Genomic DNA, 23,583 nt, shown 5'->3' on the forward strand with positions numbered 1-23,583 from the left:
TTTCCGAGGGTTCCCCTCCCCCGGACCGATGCCTGCGGCGTGAGCTGTCTATCGTGTGCTCAAGTTTAAGTTGAACTTGAGACTTACGCTAGACTGACACGCCGCTACATTGCCGGGGAGTTGCCCGGGTTATCCTGTCCGCTGACGCGGTACAGGTGCTCGTTAACAAACTCGCCGACGCCCCAGCGTGCCAGCTCGCGGCCGTAGCCGGAGCGGTTCACACCACCGAATGGCAGGCCTGCTGCGGTTACCGACGCCTCGTTGACAAACGTCATGCCATCGTTGAGCTGGTTTGCTACCTCGAATGCGGCATCCAGGTCGGTACCCCACACGGAGCTGGACAGACCATACTCCGAGTTATTGGCAATCTCGATAGCCTCTTCAACATCCTTGGCCTTGTAGACAATAGCCACAGGGCCGAAGATCTCGTTACAGCCAACGTCGGTGGATGGGTCGACGTCGGTAAGCAGTGCAGGCTCCATGTAGGCCCCCTCGCGGTCAATCTTCTTACCGCCTACGCGAATCTTGGCGTCACCATTGGCCGCGGCCTTTTCCAGGCGCTCCACAATCTCATCGCGAGCATCGATGGAGGACAGCGGACCAATGTCGGCATTCTCGTCGTCATAAGTGCCGACCTTCATGTCCCCAATCTTCTTTTCCAGGTACTCCACGGTGCGGTCGTAGAAGTCCTCCAGAACGATGAGGCGCTTTGGCGCGTTGCAGGCCTGGCCGGTGTTGTACATGCGGATCAGGTTGTACTGATCCAGTACCCACTGCAAGTTCTCATCATCAATAACCAGGAACGGATCGTTGCCGCCCAGCTCCAGCACGGACTTCTTGTAATTTTCACCGGCGGTCTTGGCCACGGCAGAGCCTGCAGCCTCCGAACCGGTCAGCGAAACACCCTTGATGCGCTTATCCGCTACAAAGGCATCCATCTGGGAACCGGAAGCGTAGATGTTGATGTACGCGTCCTTCGGTAGACCAGCCTCTTCCAGGATGTCCTGGCACGCCTGGGAAGACAGCGGGCAGATGGAAGCGTGCTTGAGCACAATAGTGTTACCCAGCAGCAGATTAGGCGCCGCGAAGCGGGCTACCTGGTAGTACGGGAAGTTCCACGGCATGATGCCCAGCAGTGGACCGATCGGCTCCTTGCGCACTACGGTCTTGTCGGCATTCTGTGCCGGCAGGTACTCGTCGGCAAGCAGCTCGTGCGCGTGCTCGGAGTAATAGCGGTAAATATCGGCAACAATCTGTACCTCAGCCTTGGCCCAACGGGTCAGCTTGCCCATCTCGCGGCCGATATGATCGGCCAATTCATCAATGCGCTCTTCATAAAGATCAGCCGCGCGGGACAAAACCGCAGCACGCTCCTCGATGCGAGTGGTCCGCCATGCATCATAGGCCGCGGTGGAGCGGTCTAGGATGTCATCACGCTGCGAATCATCGATACGTTCAAACTGGTCTTCACTCTTGCCTGTGTTTGGATTCTCAATAGCGAACATGCGCCCCTGTATAGTCCCAACTCACAAGCCTTGCAATCATCCCCTCCTAAGCTTGAGGAATCGCTCCCACGTCAGCTTCCAATGAATATTCCGGGGCGCCAGAGGACCTGCCGCTCGGTCCACCTCATAAGTACCATCCTCAAACATCCAGACAATATCTCCGGTAAACGGGTCCATGATGTATCGCACCCGACCATCCGTCTTCACGTTATGGTGATGCTGACACAAGCTCACCAGATTTCCCACACTGGTAGGCCCTTTGTCGCCGTACTCCACGCGGTGATCCAATTGACAATAGTGCGCTGGCATTGAGCACCCTGGCCACCGGCAGGTCGCGTCCCGTCCCTGCACCCAGGCACGGATTTCCTCTGAGGGGACATACTTTTTGACGTCCTCGGCGATTAGAGTTCGCACCGCAGAGTCATGTGCTAAGTCCTCCCCCAGATCGCACCATCCTGCGCTAGGAATAAAGACGCGGGAAGGATCCTCCCCGGTGCGATAGGTGTTAATCACCACCTTGGTACTAGTGCGGTTGAAGATCAGACTTTCCAGCGCCTCCGCCTTTGAAACTCCCTCTTGTGCTGCCGCTTTATCAATATGTCTAGAAATTGCCGCCGCAGTGGCCTTATCTGTCTTCAACACGACCGTGGCCTGTCCACCCGAATAGGACACCGACACCGCACGCTCAATTTGCGCCGACAAATTTGGCTTCAGCAGCCCATCAATGAATCCGCGCAGGAAATTTCGGATTTCCGGTTCCGTCGGCACGTGCTGTCCTGGATCTTTGGGCGTGAGGAAATCTGCCAAGGCCGCATCAACCAGTTGGATCTGCGCTTCATCCTCGCCGAGGGGGCGCAATTCCGCGTCAATGACTTGGAGCCGCGGAAGGTCCAAAATCCAATGTTCCGTTTGCACTGCGGTAGTAAGCGGCAGCTCGCGCATCCGAAAGTGAGCTTGGATCGCACTTGATACCCGCCACCGCGAAAGACCGAGCTTCTTAGACAATACAGCCAGTGTGCAATCAACGTCGTCTTCCAACTGTGGCAACACTGCCTGGAACAGTTGCCATGATTGAATTCTTTGCACCATGGCCATGACACACACGGCGTCTTCCAGGTCATTGGTAGAAAAATACGCCTGTTTTGGTGGTGCGGTAGCAGTAGTCACAAAAGCTCCCCCTCTAAATAGTTTCGCACACCCAATCGAACTGACACCCATAGAATACCGCAATGCCGAGACACCTGCAATAGTTAGACGAATCTTTGTGCGATATACAGCGCAAAAGAAAATCCCCCTTCCATCAGGAAGGAGGATCAGGCCGCGAGAATTACCAGGCGTTCATAACGTTAAGCACCTGTGGCTTAGAGCGGTTGAGCTGGTAGCCAAACTGCTCCCAGTTGTGCAGCCCCTGGGCCGGGTAGCTCACGGTTGGATTGAGACCCTGCAGGCGAGCGGCGCCTTCCCACACGCGCGTGGTGATATTGGAGCCGACCTCAAGTGCGGCACCTGCCGCTTGGTGCTCCGGCAGGTAGTGGCTATCGCCGGCGCCTGGGACACCAGAGGCTGCGGAGATGTACAGGTTGGTATTGCGCAACTTCGGGATAAGCAGCAGCGGATCGTTCTGGAAACGCTTCGGGTTAAACAGGGAACCGTACATAGCGTTGATATTGAACCCGCCCGCATCCAACATGGCTAGACGCATGAATGTCTGTGCACCGGGGACAGTTGTAGTCAGGAAGCCGGAGTAGGACAGCGCCTGACGGAACTGGTTCGGGTGCTTAGCGGCCAGGGTCAGAGCAGCACCGGCGCCCATGGACAGGCCAGCAATGGAGTTGTTGTTGCGGGCAACACCGAAGTTACGCTCCAAGTAGCCAGGGAGCTCGCTGGTCAGGAAAGTCTCCCACTTGTAGTTGACCGGATTTTCCAGGTCGTAGGTAGCAGGACCCTGCCAGTCAGCGTAGAAGGAAGCAGCACCACCGACGGGCATAGCGAGGGTGATGTTATGCGGCTCGTAGGTCTTGGCAGCATTGACGTCGTTTACCCACGCGTTGGTGCGATTGGTAGCGCGCAGACCATCCAGCAGGTAAAGGGCAGCATTGCCGCCACGCTTTGCCGGCTGAACCTGCACCGGAATGGTGCGGCCCATAGCCTGGGACCAAACGTCGCAACGCTGGACCCACCAGCCGACCTTGTCCCACTCACATGTACCAGTGGCGTCACGGCGCAGCCAATCGCGGTTGGCTGCCTCTGCCGGCTGGGACCCCGCCACGACGGCTAGGCCCAAAGCTACGGCAACTGCCATGATGACTGAAAGGACGCGACCCTTGATGGATGCAGTCATCTTTCTCCTTCAAACTACTCGGTGATTGTCACTAAGTTCTATCGTCCGGAACCTGTATACCGTTAACGTCACGGATCGATAACAATGTCACAGAATAGTGTAACTTAGGTTCCCCCTAAAGTCTGCATTTGAAGGGATTAATGCAGGTAGTCAGAGGGATTAGAAGAAAAAGTGAGGGTCCGGCCGTCGGTCAGGGAGAATTTAATATTTTTCCAGAAACGGTCCCAAGTTAGGGGTTCCCTGTATGTGGCGAAGAGTTTCTGAAAATCGGCGTCGCCAAGCGCGGCGCGAGCCTTCGCCGCCTCGTGCTTATCAATCCACGCCGGGATCTCGTCGATATCGGCCGCGGAATCTGCCACCTGCCACGACATATCCAAGCTCTTGTCGTGCCCAATGCGCCCGCCCACGATGCGCGGCTGGCGCGCCGCCAAAGGGTTGCTGAGGCCGATATTGTCCAGCACGCGAATATCCAGCGGCGCATTCATGGAAGACAGACCCAAATTGAGCAGGTAAACGGTCGGCGGATCGGTGCGCGAAGGGTCCGCAGGCGTGGCCATCCACGAGAACCTATCTTCACCCTTGATATAGCGGAAGGTCATGGCGTCGCCGGCCTCTAGCTCGTCGATGCCCTCCTGGTAGTCCTCCATAAACTTGGCACCAAGGAACTCTTCGGCCCGCATAGGAGGATCCTGACGCTGGGTGGCATAGGTCCAGAAATCGCGCTCGTCCACGATGGAAATTTCATCCGCATAGACGCTGCGATCCACCGGATGGCCGCGCAGAACGATAACCAGCGCCCACACCGCGCAGAGGACGGAGACGATCCACATGCGTACGCTAACGACAAAAATCGGAAGCAGAAACGCAAAAAGTGGCAGCAGCAGCATGCGGCCGTGCATAAAGTCTCCACCCACACGCAAGACGTAAAGCGTATGGATGAGCGCCGCGCCCACAAAAAGATACGTGGCAGTGGCGGTGGATCGCAGAGCCGTGGGGCGCAGGTCCGCCTTCCACAGACCCGCAATGGCAAGCACGACAAGCGGCAGGAAGAGCCAGTACGGTCCGGCGAAATCAGCTAAGTAGCTAAAGCCCTTGCTCCATTCGGAACCCGCCGCGGACTTGGCCACGGCCGTGTGCGGGGTCAACAAGCCGTAGTAACCCATGCGGAAAATCTCATAGGCCAACGGCAACGGCACTGCGGCGGCAAGTATCTTCCACCAGCGGTGGGATACGAGCAGCACGATTCCCACCAGGCCGCCGTACAGGGCGAGCTCTGGGCGCACCAGCCAGGACAGTCCGGCCCAGAAGGCGAGCCAATAGGCGTCGCTATTGCTCCCGGAGTGGCGGCGCGGGCGCGACCACCGCAGCAACAGCCACCACAGCACCGCAAGGTAGAAGATGCACAGGCCCCATTCCAGGCCGGAGGTAAAGAAATCCCGGGCCGGTGGCAGGGCCAAATACACAAGTGCGCCGGCCGGAAGGACGGCGCCAGAGCGCATGCTTGCCGACGCCCCCGTGCCGACAACCATTGCCGCTACCGCCAAGAAGAGGCCCAAGTAAATGGCGATGCCTTCCAGGTTTGCGTGGGAGACCCAGCGCACGAGGAAGATGAGGTACTGCCATAGCGTGGAAGTATTGGCCTCCACGCGCTCGCCCATATTGAACACGGGCCCGTTTCCAGCTTCGAGATTGCGCACGGTACGCAGGACGATGAGGCCGTCATCGGAAATCCAGCGGCGAGCGAAGCCGCCCCAGAAAGATAAAACACCGATCACAAGAACGGCCGCTGGGGTACTCCAGCGGGCGATACTCTTGTGGTCGATGTTAAGCACGGGGAGAAAGTTTATCAGCCCCGCAGAAAATTTCTACATCGATTCCGCTGTGTCTAGATCAACGGCATGATATAAACCGCCATGGCAATGCAGGCGAGCCAGGCCAAGGCGAGGACTTGCAAAGTGCGGTCCTCCAGTGCAATCTCGTCCGGTGCGCCGCCCTGGCCGCGGTCCACATCGGCCGCATAGCGGAGGATGGCGATGGTAAACGGCACCATGGAAATCTGGTACCACACGCCACCGGTCTGGGCGTCGTTAGCGAGCTCGAAGCCCCACAGGGTGTAACAGATGACCACCGCGGTGGCGGCTAGGGTCCACACGAAGCGCAGGTAGGTGGGCGTATACCCCTCGAGGGACTTGCGGATTTTCGCGCCGGTCTGTTCTACCAACAGGATTTCCGAGTAGCGCTTGCCGGAGGCCATAAACAGCGAACCGAAGGCCGCCACCAGCAAGAACCACTGGGACAGCTCGATGCCTGCGGCTACGCCACCGGCCATAGTGCGCAGCATGAAACCGGAGGACACCAGCGCAATATCGATCACCGGCATATGCTTCCAGCCAAAGCAATAGCCCAACTGCAACGCGATATAAATCGCCATCACGATAGCCAGCTGCGGGCCGGCAGTGGCAAGGAAAGACAGGCCGATGGACAGGACGATGAGCACTACGGCCATGACATAGGCGAGCTTAATCGGCAGCACGCCCGAGGCAATCGGGCGGAAGCGCTTGGTCGGATGCTCTTGGTCCTCGCGCCAGTCCTTCGCATCGTTAATCAGGTAGATGGAGGAAGCGCCGAGGCAGAAGACGACGAAGGCCAAGAGGACGTCGAGAAGCACGCGGCCATGGAACAGCGCCTCGGCGCCGGCCGCAGCGGGGGCGGCCAGCACCAGGACGTTTTTGACCCACTGCTTGGGGCGCAGGGCCTTAATCATGCCATCGACAAGATTCTTCGGCGGCTTGCGCTTGCGGCCGGTATCTACGCCAGAGGTGTGCGGTTCCGAATGGAAAAAGTGCTGGTTTCCATCATCACTCATGCTTCATTCCTTTCATCACGACCTCCGCGGTAGCAGCGCCGATGGCCGCACCCACGGCCGTATCTGTTGGGTAGTGCACTCCGAGCACCATACGCGATGCCATCATTACCGGCACGCCGAGAAGGGGCGCCTTGCGGCCGGTCAGGCGGGTTACCGCCACCAGGAATGCGGTGGTCGAAGTCGCGTGCGAGCTGGGGAAGGACAACTTGGAGGGGGTCTTTACCCCCACGCGCACGTACGGATAATCCGGGCGCTTGCGGCGTACGATGCGCTTGAGCACCACGCTGGCGGCGTGCGCGAGGAAGGCGGCGGCCCCAACACGGATCCAGCCTTCGCGGCGGCGCTTGTCGACGCCCGCCCCTACCGCAGCGCTGCCCATCCAGCCCAAGGCATGCTCGCCCCAGTGGCTAAGCCCGCGGGCGGTGGGAAGCACGCCGGGCACGTCGAAGGCCGCACCCTGGATGGATTCGAGGACGCGCGATTCTGCTACGGAAAGCTTATTGGGCATCGAAGACCTTCTTCCAGGACTCGCGCGAGGTCAGCTCCGGCTGTGCCGCGCGGTATTCGGCGCGCAGGTCGTCGAAGTTCTCCTCGATTTCCTTCAGCAGTTCGCGGGTCTGGGTCACGAGGTCCTTGGCTAGGTCGCGATCCCGCTTGCGGAAGGCCACGCCGGTGCCACCCGCGGTGGACACGGTGGCCGAATCTACGCGGGACAGGGTGAACCAGCGGGCCTCGTCCGGGGTGAGGTTGAGCTGCGGCGCCTCATGGTGCGCAGCGTCTTCCTTGCTGACGAGATGCTTGAGGCCCTTAATGGCCCACGGGATCTTCTTAATCTTGGCCAGACGGCCGCCGATATTGCGGGTGGGCACGCCCGGCGCGCCGGTGGGAGCCGGCAGCTCATCGGCGGATTCCAGGATGACGGCATCGGAATAGTTCTTGCGGATCTGTGCGATGCGCGGCAGCGAAGACTCCAGGATGTCGAAGAGATGGTCCGGCCCGGCCAGGAAGTCCCGCATGGCCTCAATTTGGATGGCCATGGTGGAGTATTCCATGCACATGGTGTGCTTGAGGGTGGACTTAAAGATGGACTTGGTAATGCCCTTGGCCGGTCCCTCATGGTACATCGCGGCAACGATGAGGCGGTTGCGCAGGTGGAAGTAGGCCTGCCAGTCAATGGCATCGTCCTTGTCGGCCCAGGCCATGTGCCAGATAGCGGCGCCCGGCCAGGTCACCGTGGGGAAGCCATTGCGCGCAGCGCGCAGGGAGTACTCGGTATCGTCCCACTTGATAAACAGCGGCAGCGGCTGGCCGTTGGTTTCTGCCACGATGCGCGGGAAGAGGCACATCCACCAGCCGTTGTACTCCACGTCAACGCGGCGGTGCAGCGCGCGGGAATCATACTTCTTCGGATCCAGGTGGGTTTCGCGGGTGCCGATGGCGCGCAGCGGGTACTTGGCAAAGTCGTGGTCGTAGACGGCGTGCGGCGCCGCGCCCCACATGAAATCGGCACGGTTGACCTGCTCGCCGGTGGTGCGCAGCTGGGAGCGCTCCTGTAGGTTGAGCATCTGGCCGCCGACGATAATGGGCTTGGCCGCGTAGCGGGCCGCCTGAACCGCACGCAGTACGGAGTCCGGCTCGATAGCGATGTCATCGTCCATGTACAGGATGAAGGGCGAATCGGTATTTTCCAGCGCCTCGTACATGATGCGGGAGTAGCCGCCAGAGCCGCCCAGGTTGCCCTGGCGGAATTCGCGGAAGCGGTCGCCAAAGTGGGCCACCGCCTCGTCGTAACCCGGCTCATCGGCCGGGTGCTGGTTGCCTTGGTCCGGCATGAGGACGAACTCGATGATCTCATCTACCACCGGGTCCTCGGCCAGCGTCTTGAGCGCTGCCACGGCATCGGTCGGGCGGTTAAAGGTGGGGATGCCAACCGCCACGCGCTTGTCCTGCGCTGGTTGCTCGGTGCCGTCCGGCAGCAGCTGTGGGCCGGGGGCGTGGGGGGAGCACCAGGCGGCGTCGGCAAGCGTGGTTTCCTGCTCGGCGGTGATATCGAACCACAGCCAGCCGCCGTCCTCGAAGTTCTTAAGCGGCAGCTCAAACTCGTGGTGACCGGAGCCCACTAGGTGGTTGGCCACGGAAATGCGCTGGCCATCCTGCTTGGAGCGGTAGAGGGAAATATTTGCCTGGCCCTCAATGTCTAGGCTGAGAATGACGGAGCGCAGCTGCGACCAACGGCGCCAATAAGAAGCCGGGAAGGCATTGAAGTAGGTCTCAAAAGAGGCTTCCTCGCCGGCAGGGATGGTTACGGACGTGCGGTCAAACCAGCTAAGGCGTTCACGGTTTTGCTCGGCCTCGATGAGGTAGAGCATCCGCACATCAAAGGGCTCGCCGCGCTTAGGCAGCAGGATGCGCTGCAGGGGCTCATGGGCCTGGGTGTTGTTGGCAGTCACGATAGCTTCGATTCTCCAAACGGTATAAACAGTAGTCAGCGATTTAGCGTAGTTGCTTTTGCATAAGTACTACGGTTTACACGCGGAGCCCGTATGATGGAACCTCATGAGATGGGTTCCTTGCGTGGCAGCAGTAGGTCTTCTCACTGTAGCCAGCGCGCCCGCCGCTATCGCAGAGGAAAAGCCCGCGGTGGAGTTTCTGGACCACGCCCAAATCCTCAGCAATTCGGACGAAGACGCCATTAAATCGCAAGCACAGTCCATGCATTTGCCGGATTCCGTGCACGAGGTTCTCTACGCTACGTATCCGAATTCAGGCGAGGATTTTTCCCGGACTCTATTCCAAGACTTGGCCCGCGAGCATCCACATTTCATCAGCGGAAGTGAGTTACAGAAAAATGTGCTCGTCATCGCGGTAGGTTTTGAGCCCAATAGTATGGCTGTGCACTGCGGCACAGAGGTGTGCCAAGACATCAAGATTTATGACGAGGGCCGCATGGACGGCATCTTGGACCAGATGCGGCCGGCGCTGGCGGACGATGACTATACCGTCGGCATGATCTTGGCGACGCGCGCCGCCGCGGATACCACCGTGCGCCGGCAATATACACAGAATGCGCCCACGTGGTCCGTGTTCATTGCTGCTACGTTAGCGATCGTGGTCCTTGGTGCGGTTGGCCTCATTACTTACTTGTTCATCCGCCGCGCCCGAGTGCGCACGCGCTTCGATTATATTAAGGGCGCTCGCGACGGGGCTGAGGAACTCATCAAGCGCACGGAGGCACGGATTGACGCCCTGCATTCCCCCTTGGCGGGCGACTATCTGAAGGTACAGTGGCGCTCTCTGGTCAATCAGTACACCGATGCGCGGCCGACGCTCAAGGCACTGGAGAACATCCAGGACTATTCCCTGCACGCTGCCTCCATCAAGGAGGCCTACAAAGCGCTCAAGCAGATCAATACGGCCGCAGCGCAGATAGATTCCCTGGAAAATTTCTGCGCCGGCGATACCGCGGTGCGCGCAGGCGAGGTGCAATGGCTGCTTGGTGACGCCCAAGCGGCGCTCTCCCGCCAGCCCGACAACGCCAGCTTGCGCCAGATAACGCAGCGCATTAATGACCTGTCTCAGGATCTGTCGCGGGAAGACTTCGACTCCGCCTTCGCTCGCGTCCTCGAGGACTACCACCCCATGGTGGGCGCGCTGCCAGAACGGCTATATCCGCAGCGCGACCGCAAAACTCCCCCACTTTTGGGCACGCGGGAATGGCGCCCCGGCATGGGCACGCACTACATGCCCTATAGGTTTGCGGGCTTCTGGGTGGCCAATAATAACGTCTCCTCCCAGCTGCCCAACCCGTACCGCTTCTAGGCGTTGACCGGTTCGGCTACCGGATCAATGCCCAGCTTATTGAGCATGTAGAGCACGCGGGCTTCGAGGTCATCAGCCAATTCGCGCGCCTCCTCCACGGTATCTGCGGCAGGGATATCCCAGATTTTGATGTCCTTGCCCGCCTCATCGCGCTCGATCTCGCGGCCCAAGAACACGATGTAATCCGGCATCGCTACCGTGCGCACCTCATCGAGGTACTTATTCGGGGCCTCACCCATGCCGCGCTCGTTCATGACGTGGGCAAGGTGGCCTTCCGCTTCGTTTTCTGGGTGAGCAACGGCGGTATCTACAAAGAGGGCGTCGCCGGCGTGCTTGCGGGTGAGCTCCGCTGCCGCTTGGGCCAGAGCACTATTCGTCCCAGCAGCAAAGCGGACGTGAATGCGGTGATTACCGAAGTACTCGCGCACCTCGCGCTCCACCAAAAGCGGCACGAATTCATCGAGCTCCGCCTTCTTGGTGTGCTTGGCAATAACCTCATCGAGCTTGGCATCGATTTCCACGGCCGTGTACTCGTGGCCGTAGTTCTCGTGCAGATCCTGGCGCAGGGTTTCAAACTGGTTCATTGTTATCCCCTTTCTCGGATTATTGTCCCGTTTGCTAATTGTTAACCTACAGTTAACTTTAATAGTTAATGTTGGGTTAAGTCAAACGGTTGGGAATAACCCAATAGTTTCTGCACCAAAAAGCGGAAAGGCCCGCCGGGAGTTCCGGCAGGCCTTCTTGGACTGTTCCTTCTTTTTATCGGGAATGCGCGATGCGCGGCTACGCAATTTCAGATGCTCCTGCAGCCGCTCCGGCGACATTTTCCACATGCGGCGGTCAGCCATGCCGTCACCTCCTTTCCTCAGAGGTGATTAAGCATAGCTCTTAGTGGCCTCGCTCCTGCTCAAGCGCTTTGCCCTCGTTCCAGAACGGAGCCAGCTTGTTGTCGAACATGCTCAGCGCGGAGGCAATAGCCATGTGCATATCCAGGTACTGGTAGGTACCCAAGCGGCCGCCGAAGAGAACCCTGTTCTCCTTCGATTCCTGGGCGGCGAGCTTGCGATAAGCCTCCAGCTTGGTGCGGTCCTCTGGGGTATTGATTGGATAGTACGGCTCATCGCCCTTATCGGCAAAGCGCGAATACTCCTTCATGATGACCGTCTTATCCTTCGGGTACTTATCCTTGCGCTCCGGGTGGAAATGGCGGAATTCGTGGATGCGGGTATAGTCCACGTCCGCATCGTTGTAGTTCATCACCGGCGTGCCCTGGAAATCGCCGGTATCCAGCACCTCCAAGTCAAAGTCGAGGGTGCGCCAGCCCAGCTCGCCCTCGGCAAAATCAAAGTAGCGGTCCAGTGGGCCCGTGTAGACCACGGGCGCATCTGGGGACTCGGCACGCAGCTCCTCGCGAACCTCGAACCAATCGGTATCCAAGCGGACCTCAATATTGTCGTGGTCGGCCATGTTTTCTAGCCATGCCGCATAGCCGTCTACAGGCAGGCCCTCATAGGTGTCGTTGAAGTAGCGGTTATTGAAGGTATAGCGCACCGGCAGGCGGGTGATATTCGCGGCCGGCAGCTCCTTCGGATCGGTCTGCCACTGCTTTGCGGTGTAATCGCGAATGAAGGCCTCATACAGCGGGCGACCGATGAGCGAGATGGCCTTCTCCTCCAGGTTTTGCGCCTCTTCCGGGGAGAATTCGCCGGCCTGATCCTTAATGAGCTGGCGGGCCTCATCCGGGGAGTAGTAGCGGCCGAAGAACTGGTTGATAAGACCCAGGCCCATCGGGAATTGGTAGGCGGTGCCATCGTGCATGGCAAACACGCGGTGCTGGTAGTCGGTGAAGTCGGTGAACTTATTGCAGTAATCCCACACGCGCTTATTAGAGGTGTGGAAGAGGTGCGCGCCGTACTTGTGCACCTCGATTCCGGTGGTGGGTTCGGCCTCGGAGTAGGCATTGCCGCCGAGGTGATTGCGGCGCTCCACAATGAGCACCTTCTTATTCAGCTGACTAGCGGCACGCTCGGCAACCGTTAGACCAAAAAATCCAGAGCCAACAACGATGAGATCATAAGAAGTCATGGCCCCAGTTTATTGCACTTCGGCAACCGACACGGTACTACGGCGTGTCGCAACAAGTTTCACAGAAGTCACAAACGTACCATCACAATCAATTCTTAACTTTTGGCAACCGTTTTTACAGCTGCACAACCCCAGGGAGATAACAGTGCAACAACGACGTCGACTAGTACCCACCAGGTCCAAGTGGTCCACCCCGGTCATCGCGGCAGTCACCTCTATCGCGCTCGCCGCGACCGCCGCATTCGGCGGCCAGCAGGTGCTTAAGACCCAGGACTCCAACAATGGCGGGCCCATTGAGGTCAAAAACGCCTCCGCTAGCTTCAGCGATGGTGAATCCATCGTCGTCGATGACCCCGCCGTAGCCGCGCAGGGCGACGGCGAAGGCCGCCGCGCGGTCAAGCAATTCCACCGCGACGATACCTTCAACATGTTCGCCATCACGTGGGAAGGCAAGCGCGATGTCAACTCCTTTGTGCGCTCCAAGCAGAAGGACGGCTCCTGGAGCGAGTGGCTGCCCATGGATGCAATGAATTACACCGAGGGCAAGAACGGCACCGAACTCATCTTCGTGGGCGATACCAACGATGTGCAGGTTTCTATGGCCAACGTTGACCTCGTGACCGGTTCCAACCTCGACAAGAAGGAAGACTCCCTCCTGGACAAGGCCGCCAAGGGCGCTGATGCCAACCGCCCCGCGCCGCTTGCGTACAACGTCGGCGATATCTCCCCCGTGGCCGATGAGCGCACCCAGGTTGCGGATCTCGACGCCGTGTTTATCGACGGCAACGCCCAAGAAGGCGAAGCCATCGAGCCCACCGCAGAAACCGCGGGCATGCCCAAGGTAGTCACCCGCGCCGGCTGGGGAGCAGACGAATCTAAGCGCTGCCAGCAGCCAACCTACGACGATGGCATCAAGGCCATGACCCTGCACCACACCGCGGGTAGCAATAACTACACCCGCGCGCAGGCGGCGGCACAGGTACGCGGTGCCTACGACTACCATGCGCAGACCCTGGGCTGGTGCGATATCGGCTACAACGTACTGGTAGATAAGTTCGGTACCATCTATGAAGGCCGCTACGGCGGCTTGGACAAGGCCGTACAAGGTGCCCACGTGGGTGGCTTCAACTCCAATAACTGGGGCATTTCCACGATTGGCAACTACGAGCAGGCTGAGCCTTCCCGCGAGATGCTCAACTCCGTGGCCGAGATTGCTGGCTGGAAGGCCGCTATTTCTGGCATCGATCCAATGGGCAAGGCCAGCTTGTACTCCGGCGGATTCAACGGCTCCAAGTTCCCTGCGGGAACCATGGCCACCGTGCCGGCGTTCGCGGGCCATAATGATTTTCACTACACGGCCTGCCCGGGCCAATACACCACGCGTCATTGGGATGAAATCCGTAAGAACACCAAGCGCAAGGCGGATTCCATCAAGTCCGGTAAAAACAGTACGGATCTGAACTGGCAAAAGTCTCCCAAGCCCAATGCCCCCAAGACCCCGCAGCAGACGGGCGAAGAAATCATGTCCTCGCTTGGCGACGTCGAGGTCCCAGTCTCGACCATCTCCGCCCTCGCTGGAATCGCTGCCGCCGTCTTCGGGGTGCTCATCGCCAACGACCGCCTGCAGAAGCCTGATACCGATCAGAAGGTGACGGGCAACTTGACCACCGGGGATATCCCGGAGATTGTCAACAAGGTTGTCCAAGTCTCCAACAACGAGGGCTTGAAGGAATCCTGGACCTCCGTCCTCAACGCTTTCGGCCCAGTCCTAGGCCTGGCAGTCGGCGGCCCGGACACCACCGATGGCGGCAAAATCCTCTACCAGCTCTTCCAGAATGGCGTGGTGCTCTCCTCCAAGGAGTCCGGCACCAAGGCGCTGACGGGTGAGATTGCCAAGAAGTGGTCCGAGGGCGATAATGCCTCCAAGCTCGGCCTGCCGACCTCCAACGAGGAAAAGAATGGCAAGGAAATCCGCGTGAAGTTCCAGGGTGGCGAGATTGTCTACAACACCGAAACGGAAAAGGTAGACATCTTCACCGACTAGAACCAGCGCTCTAGCACCTTAGCGACGCCCGCCTGGTGGTTAGCCACGGTGACCGCATCCGCGGCCGCCTTAACCTCCGGGTGGGCGTTTTCCATGGCCACTCCGCAGCCGGCCCACGTCAGCATCTCAATATCGTTGGGCATATCCCCAAAGGCGATGACCTCGGTCTGATCCACGCCTGCATGATCCGCGAGCCATTCCACCCCGCGACGCTTGGTGACCTTCGGTGCGGCAACTTCCAACATGCCCTCATTAATCGAGTAGGTCACATGGGCCAATTCTGGATCAATGTGCGGGGAAATAAGGTCGTAGAGTTCCGGCGCGGAATAATCGGTATTGCGGATGAGGAATTTTACCGCCGGCTGCCCTACAAGTTCGCCCATGCTGACCACGCCAAAGCCCTCAAACAGGGCGTTTTCGGAGTAGTGGCGCTCGACTACGAAGAGGTCCTCGACGGCGTCGGCAAGCGAGCCCCCAGCCCGCTCCGCGCCAAAGCCCACGGTGCCCAGTACGGTCTGGGCCACGTCCACCACTTCCGCCAACGCGGCGGGCGAAAGCTCATGGGCGGACATCACCCGATCCTCCGCGGAGTCATACAACACAGCACCATTCGAGGTCACGCATACCGGCCGCACGGGCAGCTGCTCCAGCACCGGGGCTATCCAGCGAAACGGACGGCCAGTAGAAAGCGCAAAATAGGCACCCTGTTGGACTGCCCGCGCCACGGCGTCACGGTTGCGACGCGGGACGCGGTGGTTGCGGTCCAGCAGAGTGCCGTCAATATCGCTCGCGATGAGGCGAGGCGCGCGGGCTGGGAAATTCTCCATACCCGCGAGTTTACGTCAGGACTTAGAAGTTCAGGTCCTCGTCCTCGTTATCCTCCCACTCCAGGGAGCGCTTAATTGCGCGCTTCCAATCGCGGTAGAGCCCCTCTACCTCTTCCTTATCGCGCTTCGGCTTGAATACCTTCATGTCTCCGGCCTGGCTACCCAGGACGCTGAGGTCATCCCAGAAGCCATGGTCCAGGCCTGCCGCGAAGGCAGCACCGGTGGCGGTGGTCTCGATATTCTTCGGGCGGTGTACTTCCACGCCGAGGATATCGGACTGGAACTGCATCAGCAGTTCATTCATGGTCATGCCACCATCCACGCGCAGCTCGGTAATCTCCACGCCGGAATCCGCCACCATCGCGTCGGCAACATCGCGCGTCTGGTACGCGGTGGATTCGAGCACGGCGCGAGCCAAGTGCTTGCGGTTAGCAAAGCGGGTCAGGCCCACGATGACGCCGCGGGCATCCGGGCGCCAGTACGGAGCGAAGAGTCCGGAGAAGGCCGGCACGATATAGACGCCGCCGTTGTCCTTAACCTCACGCGCGAGGTTTTCGATGGACGCAGCGTTGGGAATGATCTGCAGGTTATCGCGCAGCCACTGCACCAGGGAACCGCCCATGGATACAGAGCCCTCGAGGGCATACACGGGGCGCTCGCCCTCGCGCTGGAAGCAGACGGTGGTCAGCAGGCCGTTCTCGGAGAACTTCGGGGTGGTACCCGTATTCAGCAGGAGGAACAGGCCGGTTCCGTAGGTATTCTTTGCGGAACCTGCGCGGAAGCAACCCTGGCCGAACATCGCGGACTGCTGGTCACCCAGGATGGCTCGGATAGGCACGCCGGAAAGCGAGCCGCGCTCACGCACGGTACGGAAATCGCCCAGGGACGGGCGAATCTCCGGCAGCATGGACATCGGGATGCCCATTTCCTTGCACAGTTCCTCATCCCACTCCAGCTTTTCGATGTCCATCAGCAAGGTGCGGGAGGCGTTGGTGACGTCGGTGGCGTGCAACGCTTCGCGGCCGGCATCGCCCTCGGCGCCGCCGGTGAGGTTCCACAGCAGCCAGCTATCAATGGTGCCGAAGAGCAGGTCGCCTGCCTCAGCACGCTCGCGGGCACCTTCGACGTTATCGAGGATCCACTTCACCTTCGGTCCCGCCGGGTAGGAGTTGATAATCAGACCGGTGCGACGGCGCCACTTTTCTGGCCCTTCCTCGCCCGAGAGTTCCTTACAGATGGCGGTGGTACGGGTATCTTGCCAGACAATGGCGTTGTAGACCGGCTTACCGGTGTGCTTATCCCACACCACGGTGGTCTCACGCTGGTTGGTGATACCTACCGAGTCAATGTCTTCCACGGTGATATCGCCGTTTGCAAGTGCTTCACCGACGGCGCGACGGGTATTGCTCCAGATTTCTTCTGGGTCGTGTTCTACCCAGCCCTTTTCCGGGAAGATCTGCTCGTGCTCGAGCTGGCCAACGGCAACCTGCTCGCCGTTGTGATCAAAGATGATGCAGCGCGTCGACGTGGTTCCCTGGTCGATAGCGGCGACGTATATCTTGTTAGTCATGTGTCTAGTCTCCTATACGAAGATGGAATTAGAGCGCAACGGACAACAGGCCAACGGCTACAGCCGCGACCAACGGGGCCACGATAGGGACCCAAGCATAGCCCCAGTTCGCACTGCCCTTGTCCTGGATGGGCAAGATGAATGCATAGGCAATTCGCGGGCCCAGATCACGGACCGGATTGATGGCATAACCCGTGGGGGTACCTAGGGACAGACCGACTGCCACAACAACGAAGGCAACAGCGAAGTAGCTCATTGGGCCTAGCTCACCGCCGGTTGGGCCGAAGGCGATGAACATCAGCAGCACACAGGTAGCGATAAACTCCGTCACCGCATTCCAGCCATTTTTAGGGTGGGCCGGCTTGGTAAAAAAGATACCGTTGGTGTCCTTATTGGCGCCGGTGACGTTTCCGGCGTCGTCGTAATTATTGGCGTCGAAAAGCTGCTTGAAGGCAGCCCACGCCAGGATGGCACCGAGGATAGCGCCGAGGATCTGGCCCAGGCAGTAGTACGGAACCAGGGACCACTCGAGCGAGCCATTGACGGCCAACATTACGGTGACGGCGGGGTTAAGGTGCCCGCCCGTGGGATCGGCCACGCTCGCGCCGACGAAAACCGCCATGCCCCAGCCCAGGGCAATAACTATCCAATCGGAGCCGCGTGCGCCAGAGGTGCGCAGGTTTACCAGTGCACATACGCCGTTGCCTAGAAGGAGCAGCAACGCAGTGCCGATAAACTCCCACAGGAATGCATCAAATCCGGTCATAACTTATACCTCGTTTTGGGTGGGTCGGGCGGATCCTGCGCGCACCAAAATGTCATTGGCTTCGCGGTCAGTTACCGCAGCTTCTGCTTCAAGTTCGGCCTGCGTGTGGGCCTTGAATTGGGATACCTCGCGCTCCTTGTCGGCGTCGCTCCAGCCCAGCAGCGGTGCCACAAAATCAGCAACGGCCGGGGCGGCGTTCACACCGCGGTCGCCGAACTCGATGGCGATGCGCAGGCGGCGGGACAGGATGTCTTCCAAGTGCAATGCACCCTCGTGGGTGACGGCGTAGCGGACCTCGGCCCACAGGTAGGACTCGGCACCAGGAACTGGCTCGAGCAGGGAGGCGTCCTCAGCTGCCGGTGCCAAAACCTCGCCCAGCAGGGAGCCATAGCGGCCGAGCAGGTGCTCAATGAACTTCTCGCTCAGGTTGTAACGACGAGCCAAGGAAGGGACCTGGTTGGCCAAGGCGTGGTAGCCGGCGGCGCCCAGGATCGGGGTTTGCTCGGTGATAGACTCCGGGACCTTGGTATCCAGCTCCTCCACTGCCAGGTCCACGGCATCCTTACCGATGACGCGGTACGTGGTGTACTTACCGCCGGCAACAGAAACCATGCCTGGGGCCACGCGTGCAACCGCGTGGTTACGGGAAAGGTTGGTGGTGGAATCGGACTTGCCGGACAACAGCGGGCGCAGACCGGAGTAGACGCCCACGATGTCATCGCGGGTGATCTTGCGGCGCACGCGCTGGTTAACCTGATCCAAGATGTAGTCAATATCGGACTTGGTTGGTGCCGGATCTGGCAAGGAGAGGCCCTTTTCCCAATCGGTATCGGTGGTACCGATAATCCAGTACTCGCCCCACGGGATAACGAAGAGAACGGACTTTTCGGTGACGAAGCACAGGGCTGCCTCTGCATCGAGCGCATCCTTCGGCACGACGATGTGCACGCCCTTGGAGGCGTGAACGGTGAACTTGCCCTCCACGCCGGCCATCTCTTGAATCTTGTCATTCCACACACCGGTGGCGTTGATAAAGACCTTGCCACGCACGGTGGTCTCGCGGCCGGTGGCGGTATCGCGTACCTTGGCACCTACGATGCGGCCGCCGCGGTCCTTGTCAAAGCCAATGACCTCGGTATTGGTACGTACATCGGCGCCATACTCGGCGGCGGTACGCAGCACGGTCATGGTGTGGCGGGCGTCATCAACCAACGTGTCGTAGTAGCGCACGCCGCCCACAATGGCATCGTCCTTCAGACCCGGGGTCACCTTCAGCACGCCCTTGCGGGTGAGGTGCTTCTGCATTGGGACGCTCTTCGAGCCACCCATGAGGTCATAAAGAGTAAAGCCACCGAACATCATCACGCGCTCCCATACATGGTGGGTCAGCGGGAAGATAAACTTCAGCGGCTTCACCAGGTGGGGTGCCAGGGTGGACATGTTCAGCTCGCGCTCCTTGAGGGACTCTGCCACCAGGCGGAAGTCAAACATGGCCAGGTAGCGCAGGCCACCGTGGAACATCTTGGAAGAACGGGAAGAGGTACCTGCGGCGAAGTCGCGCGCCTCAATGACGGCGGTCTTGAGGCCACGGGTAGCGGCGTCCGCTGCCGCACCGGCGCCTACGGAACCGCCACCGATGATGACTACGTCGTATTCCTCATCCGCGTACCCATTCCATAGATTTTCAAAGTATTCGGGGTTAAAGGATTGGTTGCTTTGCTGGGTCATTGCTGACCGCATCTCCTTCCTTGGTGCTAGCATGTGCCTGCGCCATAAATCCATGAATGAGATGGCAAAAGCACAGCTAAAAGCAGTTAAATTGTGGTTTCGGTGGAAAGATTCGCACCGCGACTGCAGAGACTTTATCTCCTGAAATCTATGTTAGGGGTCACGGACGTGAGTTACACATGTGGTTACTCACACGTAAGTTTCAGGCCCGTAAGCAGTCAGTTTTCCTAAAATACTTAGACATTCAAAAAGAAAAAACACCCCCTCGCGGGGGTGTAAAGCGGACGGAAAGCCCGCGCTATTTCTGCGCTAACCGCGCCATTGCTTCAAGCACTTCGGACATTCCGGCTTTCTCGGCAGAATAAGTGACCGCCTGGGCACCCTTAACCACCTCAATAGGGGCAGTTTCCAAAGCCACTACCGACATCCAGTCGAGGAAATCCTCATCCCCTTGCTCGTTAGCAAAGACCAAAACTTCTTCCGGCTTAGCTTGCAGATCCTCGAGGATGCGCTCCACGCCTTGTACCGCGGTCGCGGCAGTGACGGACAGTGCAGCGGTATCGAGACGCGGCTGCACAGCACCCTCATCAAGGACAACGCTCCACACGGCTTGCGGAACTTCCACCTCACCGGCGGGTGATATCACAATCAGGACTTCGGCTGCCGGGTAGATATCTGCCAAAGCCTTGTGCAATCGCGGAGTCAGCGCGCCATCCTCCCAATTCAGCGCGCTGCTCTGCGCCACCACCACGCGGGGTATGGAAGAGAATTGCGCCTTCACGCGGTGCGGCAAGCGCGAGACGATAAGCCGGGATTGGGTAGCTGCCGCCAACAGGCCCTGCTCTACTACGGAACCGGCCCATATCTCCTTACTGCTGGCCGCGATGGACGCTTGGGTTTGCGCGACCTCCGACTTCAGCTGCGCCATGACATCCGCGACCTTATCGCGACCTTCATCCAAGCCGCGGGTTGCCTCTTCTACCACGGCGTTGAGGTTGTTCTTGATCCACTCCAGGGTCTCCGGAGCGGTACGCGCCTTATTCTTTGGCTCCTCCCCGTCTTTTCCCTTGGCGGCGGCCATGTGGTTGCGCACCAAGTCAACCGTAGTAACGGAGACGCGTTCTTTGAGGCCCACTAGATCGTCGCGCAGTCGGCGTACGCGGTGGCGTTCGGTTTCCACTTCAGCATCGCGGGCTTCTGCCTCTTCAAGGGTAGGGGCCCCACCACCTTTACGGGCGGGCACCCAGTATTCACCGGCAGGCATGGGTCCAAATTCGGCTTCGTACTGCTCCCATAGCCCTTCCAACGCCTCTTGCATGCGGCGTCGAATCTCCGCGGTGTCAGCCTCCGCATCGCCGGTGGGATAGTACGGTTCGAGGGCGGTAATAAAGACAGGGGTCTTGGTCCGTCCCAGGTTCTTTTTGTGCCCCTTGGTCCACAGGCGCTGCGAACCAAAAATGACCTGTGGGATTACTGGCACCCCCGCCTCATAGGCAATGCGGGAGGCGCCACTTTTCATGCTGCGGATTTCAAAGCTGCGGGAAATTGTGCCTTCAGAAAACACGCCCACGAGCTCGCCGTCCTTGGCCAGCTGTACCGCCTGGAAGAAGGAGGCGCTGCCATCGATACGGTCAACGGGCACGTGGTGCATGGCCTTTAACAACGGACCCGCCACCGGTGCTTTAAAGATTCCAGCCTTAGCCAGGAAGCGCACCAGACGCTTCTTGCGATAGGCCAAAAAGGCGCCGAAGAGGAAATCCATGTAGCCGGTGTGGTTGCAGACCAACACCGCGCCGCCCTGATCGGGGATATTTTCTTCCCCCGAAAGGCGCATTTTTAACCCCTGTGCCAGAGTCACCCCCCTGCCAATGTGGGTGATCTGGCGGTACAGGAAATTCGTCGCAGCGTTCATAACTCTCCAGGACGACGGCGGACTTACTGCGGGGTCAGGACATCCTTGCCCACGAAGGGGCGCAGGGCCTCAGGGACAACGACGGAGCCGTCGGCCTGCTGGTGGTTTTCCAGAATGGCTACGAGCCAGCGGGTAGTCGCCAGCGTGCCGTTCAGGGTAGCTGCGGTCTGGGTTTTGCCGTTCTCGTCGCGGTAGCGGGTGGACAGGCGGCGTGCCTGGAAGGTGGTGCAGTTCGAAGTGGAGGTTAGCTCACGGTAGGTGCCTTGGGTAGGAACCCAAGCCTCATTGTCGAACTTGCGGGCCGCCGAAGAACCGAGGTCGCCACCGGCAATATCGATGGTGCGGTAGGGCAGTTCCATGGCTGCAAGCATGTCCTTTTCCATGGACAGAAGGCGCTGGTGCATTTCTTCCGCGTCCTCCGGCTTGCAGTAGACAAACATCTCCAGCTTGTCGAATTGGTGGACGCGCAGGATGCCGCGAGTGTCCTTACCGTGGGAGCCAGCCTCACGGCGGAAGCAGGAGGACCAGCCAGCGTACTGCAGCGGGCCGTTGGAGAGGTCGATGATCTCATCCTTGTGGTAACCGGCAAGGGCCACCTCAGAGGTACCGACGAGGTACATATCATCGGCCGGCAGGTAATAAACCTCATCGGAGTGCTGGCCCAAGAAACCGGTGCCGGACATAATGTCTGGGCGAACCAGGACTGGCGGGATCATCAGCTTGAAGCCAGCTTCGCGTGCCTTCTGCGCCGCGAGCATCAGCATTCCCAGCTGCAGGAAGGCACCATCGCCGGTGAGGTAGTAGAAACGAGCGCCGCCTACCTTAGCGCCGCGCTTGACGTCAATGAGGCCGAGGGACTCGCCCAACTCGAGGTGGTCCTTTGGCTCGAAGTCGAACTCAGGAATCTGGCCTACTTCTTCTACCACTACGAAGTCATCTTCGCCGCCGGCCGGGGCACCTTCGACCACATTATCGAGCTTGTACTGCAGCTCTTCCACCTTGGCCTCAGCGGCAGACTGTGCCTCTTCCGCCTCCTTGACCTTGGCCTTCAGCTCATTGGAGCCCTCCAGCAGTGCCGGACGCTCCTCTGGGGAGGCTTGGCCAATCTTCTTGCCAAAAGCCTTCTGTTCAGAGCGCAGTTCGTCGGCCTTTTGGATAGCAGCGCGGCGCTGCTCATCAGCTTCCAAGAGCTGGTCTACGAGGGAGGGATCCTCACCTCGGTTCACCTGGGAAGCACGGACAACGTCGGGGTTTTCGCGGAGTAGCTTGAGATCAATCACGAATGTAAGTTTAGCGTATTGGCAACATCTTGCGGTGGTAATAACCAGCGAATTATGATGGCTTTATGTCCGCCGTTCAGCTCCCCGCCCGCACAATTACGGACGGTTCCGTTCCAAAACACACCCAATTGCACGATATCCTCGAAGAATTGTGCCGCACGACCCTCAAACCCGGCGATATCCTGCCTGGCGAGAGGCTTCTTGAAGAAACCTATGGCGTGTCACGGATCACGGTACGCCGCGCCATCGGAGATCTTGTCGCGGCCGGAAAATTGCGGCGCGTCCGCGGAAAGGGCACCTTCGTAGCGCCCAATCCCCTTGTCTCCCGGCTCCACCTCGCCTCATTCTCGGATGAGATGGGCGCACAAGACGTCACTGCCTCCTCCAAAATCCTTACCAGCGGACGCAGCAGCGCCCCGGAGGATGCCGCCCTCTTTTTTGATACCCCTGCCCAAACCGAACATATTCATCTGCGCCGCCTGCGCTTGGGCGATGGCGAGCCCTACTCCATTGATGACGGCTGGTATAACTCCACGTATGCGCCCAGCCTGCTAGAAAATGACACCTACAATTCGGTCTACGCCATTCTCGACTCCGTCTTTGACGTCCCTATCACCGATGCGGATCAAACGGTCTCCGCGATTTCAGCCGATGCGGACACTGCTCCGCTTCTCGACGTCCCCCTGGGCACCCCACTGCTGCACATCGTGCGCTACTCCCGCTCGGGCGATAGGCCGGTGGAGTGGTGTTCCTCCGTCTACCGCACCGACCGCTACCGCCTGACTACCCGGGTGGCTAGGGAGAACAGTATCTAGCCAGCACCCTGCTTAACAGGTAAGA

19 protein-coding genes are annotated in these 23,583 nt (G+C 59.4%); 3 read left to right on the forward strand and 16 right to left on the reverse strand.

Going from position 1 to position 23,583, the window contains the following annotated elements:
* Positions 1 to 104 precede the first annotated feature (104 nt).
* The 7 genes from QP965_RS09190 to QP965_RS09220 form a co-directional block, all read right to left on the reverse strand.
* Positions 105 to 1,505 carry an NAD-dependent succinate-semialdehyde dehydrogenase gene (locus QP965_RS09190; RefSeq protein WP_284844730.1) on the reverse strand — a complete coding sequence of 467 codons (1,401 nt, stop codon included), beginning with the start codon at positions 1,503 to 1,505 and terminating at the stop codon, positions 105 to 107.
* A gap of 36 nt (positions 1,506 to 1,541) precedes the next feature.
* Complete coding sequence (locus QP965_RS09195) at positions 1,542 to 2,672, reverse strand: HNH endonuclease signature motif containing protein (protein ID WP_284844731.1); 1,131 nt, start codon at positions 2,670 to 2,672, stop codon at positions 1,542 to 1,544.
* Positions 2,673 to 2,832: 160 nt separating this feature from the next.
* Positions 2,833 to 3,846: an alpha/beta hydrolase gene (locus QP965_RS09200; protein ID WP_284844732.1), complete on the reverse strand. Its 1,014-nt coding sequence runs from the start codon at positions 3,844 to 3,846 to the stop codon at positions 2,833 to 2,835.
* A gap of 137 nt (positions 3,847 to 3,983) precedes the next feature.
* The gene (locus QP965_RS09205; protein WP_284844733.1) at positions 3,984 to 5,678 is read right to left on the reverse strand and encodes an arabinofuranosyltransferase AftB family protein; all 1,695 of its coding nucleotides are present in this window, start codon (positions 5,676 to 5,678) and stop codon (positions 3,984 to 3,986) included.
* Positions 5,679 to 5,731: 53 nt separating this feature from the next.
* Positions 5,732 to 6,712, reverse strand: a complete 981-nt coding sequence (locus QP965_RS09210; protein ID WP_284844734.1) for a decaprenyl-phosphate phosphoribosyltransferase — start codon at positions 6,710 to 6,712, stop codon at positions 5,732 to 5,734.
* Entirely contained in the window at positions 6,705 to 7,220 is a 516-nt protein-coding gene (locus QP965_RS09215) for a phosphatase PAP2 family protein (RefSeq protein WP_198492186.1), read from the reverse strand. The genes QP965_RS09210 and QP965_RS09215 overlap by 8 nt, the downstream gene beginning before the upstream one ends.
* Entirely contained in the window at positions 7,210 to 9,162 is a 1,953-nt protein-coding gene (locus tag QP965_RS09220) for a glycosyltransferase (RefSeq protein WP_284844735.1), read from the reverse strand. The genes QP965_RS09215 and QP965_RS09220 overlap by 11 nt, the downstream gene beginning before the upstream one ends.
* A gap of 124 nt (positions 9,163 to 9,286) precedes the next feature.
* On the opposite strand from QP965_RS09220, the gene QP965_RS09225 reads away from it, so the two are divergent.
* Entirely contained in the window at positions 9,287 to 10,531 is a 1,245-nt protein-coding gene (locus tag QP965_RS09225) for a TPM domain-containing protein (protein ID WP_284844736.1), read from the forward strand.
* Here QP965_RS09225 and QP965_RS09230 read toward each other — a convergent pair.
* From QP965_RS09230 to glf, 3 genes are all read right to left on the reverse strand, one after another.
* On the reverse strand, positions 10,528 to 11,115 hold the full coding sequence (locus QP965_RS09230) for a three-helix bundle dimerization domain-containing protein (RefSeq protein WP_284844737.1): 588 nt from the start codon (positions 11,113 to 11,115) through the stop codon (positions 10,528 to 10,530). The two genes, QP965_RS09225 and QP965_RS09230, sit on opposite strands and share 4 nt — an antisense overlap.
* An 81-nt stretch (positions 11,116 to 11,196) precedes the next feature.
* The gene (locus tag QP965_RS09235; RefSeq protein WP_239278600.1) at positions 11,197 to 11,379 is read right to left on the reverse strand and encodes a DEAD/DEAH box helicase; all 183 of its coding nucleotides are present in this window, start codon (positions 11,377 to 11,379) and stop codon (positions 11,197 to 11,199) included.
* Between the two features lie 40 nt (positions 11,380 to 11,419).
* A complete protein-coding gene (glf, locus tag QP965_RS09240) occupies positions 11,420 to 12,616 on the reverse strand; it encodes a UDP-galactopyranose mutase (protein WP_284844738.1) in 1,197 nt (398 codons plus the stop codon).
* 145 nt (positions 12,617 to 12,761) lie between these two features.
* Between glf and QP965_RS09245 the strand changes: the two genes are divergently transcribed.
* Positions 12,762 to 14,660 carry an N-acetylmuramoyl-L-alanine amidase gene (locus tag QP965_RS09245; protein ID WP_284844739.1) on the forward strand — a complete coding sequence of 633 codons (1,899 nt, stop codon included), beginning with the start codon at positions 12,762 to 12,764 and terminating at the stop codon, positions 14,658 to 14,660.
* Here QP965_RS09245 and QP965_RS09250 read toward each other — a convergent pair.
* The 6 genes from QP965_RS09250 to serS form a co-directional block, all read right to left on the reverse strand.
* On the reverse strand, positions 14,657 to 15,487 hold the full coding sequence (locus QP965_RS09250; protein WP_284766609.1) for an HAD family hydrolase: 831 nt from the start codon (positions 15,485 to 15,487) through the stop codon (positions 14,657 to 14,659). The two genes, QP965_RS09245 and QP965_RS09250, sit on opposite strands and share 4 nt — an antisense overlap.
* 22 nt (positions 15,488 to 15,509) lie before the next feature.
* A complete protein-coding gene (glpK, locus tag QP965_RS09255) occupies positions 15,510 to 17,057 on the reverse strand; it encodes a glycerol kinase GlpK (RefSeq protein ID WP_284844740.1) in 1,548 nt (515 codons plus the stop codon).
* Positions 17,058 to 17,085: 28 nt separating this feature from the next.
* A complete protein-coding gene (locus QP965_RS09260) occupies positions 17,086 to 17,823 on the reverse strand; it encodes an MIP/aquaporin family protein (RefSeq protein ID WP_284766606.1) in 738 nt (245 codons plus the stop codon).
* A 3-nt stretch (positions 17,824 to 17,826) separates the two neighbouring features.
* The gene (locus tag QP965_RS09265; protein WP_284844741.1) at positions 17,827 to 19,551 is read right to left on the reverse strand and encodes a glycerol-3-phosphate dehydrogenase/oxidase; all 1,725 of its coding nucleotides are present in this window, start codon (positions 19,549 to 19,551) and stop codon (positions 17,827 to 17,829) included.
* Positions 19,552 to 19,849: 298 nt separating this feature from the next.
* Complete coding sequence (locus QP965_RS09270) at positions 19,850 to 21,385, reverse strand: lysophospholipid acyltransferase family protein (protein WP_284844742.1); 1,536 nt, start codon at positions 21,383 to 21,385, stop codon at positions 19,850 to 19,852.
* Positions 21,386 to 21,486: 101 nt separating this feature from the next.
* On the reverse strand, positions 21,487 to 22,743 hold the full coding sequence (gene serS / locus QP965_RS09275) for a serine--tRNA ligase (RefSeq protein ID WP_049359893.1): 1,257 nt from the start codon (positions 22,741 to 22,743) through the stop codon (positions 21,487 to 21,489).
* A 65-nt stretch (positions 22,744 to 22,808) separates the two neighbouring features.
* On the opposite strand from serS, the gene QP965_RS09280 reads away from it, so the two are divergent.
* Entirely contained in the window at positions 22,809 to 23,558 is a 750-nt protein-coding gene (locus QP965_RS09280) for a GntR family transcriptional regulator (RefSeq protein ID WP_284814985.1), read from the forward strand.
* Positions 23,559 to 23,583: the final 25 nt, after the last annotated feature.

It is taken from the genome of Corynebacterium sp. MSK074 (assembly GCF_030229735.1).
Classification (GTDB): Bacteria; Actinomycetota; Actinomycetes; order Mycobacteriales; family Mycobacteriaceae; genus Corynebacterium.

What these genes read in the sequence shown, in the direction of transcription:
- QP965_RS09210 (WP_284844734.1), bottom strand. Translation starts at nt 6,712, where the DNA reads ATGAGTGATGATGGAAACCAGCACTTTTTCCATTCGGAACCGCACACC.
- QP965_RS09260 (WP_284766606.1), bottom strand. Translation starts at nt 17,823, where the DNA reads ATGACCGGATTTGATGCATTCCTGTGGGAGTTTATCGGCACTGCGTTG.
- QP965_RS09215 (WP_198492186.1), bottom strand. Translation starts at nt 7,220, where the DNA reads ATGCCCAATAAGCTTTCCGTAGCAGAATCGCGCGTCCTCGAATCCATC.
- glf (WP_284844738.1), bottom strand. Translation starts at nt 12,616, where the DNA reads ATGACTTCTTATGATCTCATCGTTGTTGGCTCTGGATTTTTTGGTCTA.
- QP965_RS09200 (WP_284844732.1), bottom strand. Translation starts at nt 3,846, where the DNA reads ATGACTGCATCCATCAAGGGTCGCGTCCTTTCAGTCATCATGGCAGTT.
- QP965_RS09280 (WP_284814985.1), top strand. Translation starts at nt 22,809, where the DNA reads ATGTCCGCCGTTCAGCTCCCCGCCCGCACAATTACGGACGGTTCCGTT.
- QP965_RS09190 (WP_284844730.1), bottom strand. Translation starts at nt 1,505, where the DNA reads ATGTTCGCTATTGAGAATCCAAACACAGGCAAGAGTGAAGACCAGTTT.
- QP965_RS09265 (WP_284844741.1), bottom strand. Translation starts at nt 19,551, where the DNA reads ATGACCCAGCAAAGCAACCAATCCTTTAACCCCGAATACTTTGAAAAT.
- glpK (WP_284844740.1), bottom strand. Translation starts at nt 17,057, where the DNA reads ATGACTAACAAGATATACGTCGCCGCTATCGACCAGGGAACCACGTCG.
- QP965_RS09250 (WP_284766609.1), bottom strand. Translation starts at nt 15,487, where the DNA reads ATGGAGAATTTCCCAGCCCGCGCGCCTCGCCTCATCGCGAGCGATATT.
- QP965_RS09270 (WP_284844742.1), bottom strand. Translation starts at nt 21,385, where the DNA reads ATGCGCCTTTCGGGGGAAGAAAATATCCCCGATCAGGGCGGCGCGGTG.
- QP965_RS09230 (WP_284844737.1), bottom strand. Translation starts at nt 11,115, where the DNA reads ATGAACCAGTTTGAAACCCTGCGCCAGGATCTGCACGAGAACTACGGC.
- QP965_RS09235 (WP_239278600.1), bottom strand. Translation starts at nt 11,379, where the DNA reads ATGGCTGACCGCCGCATGTGGAAAATGTCGCCGGAGCGGCTGCAGGAG.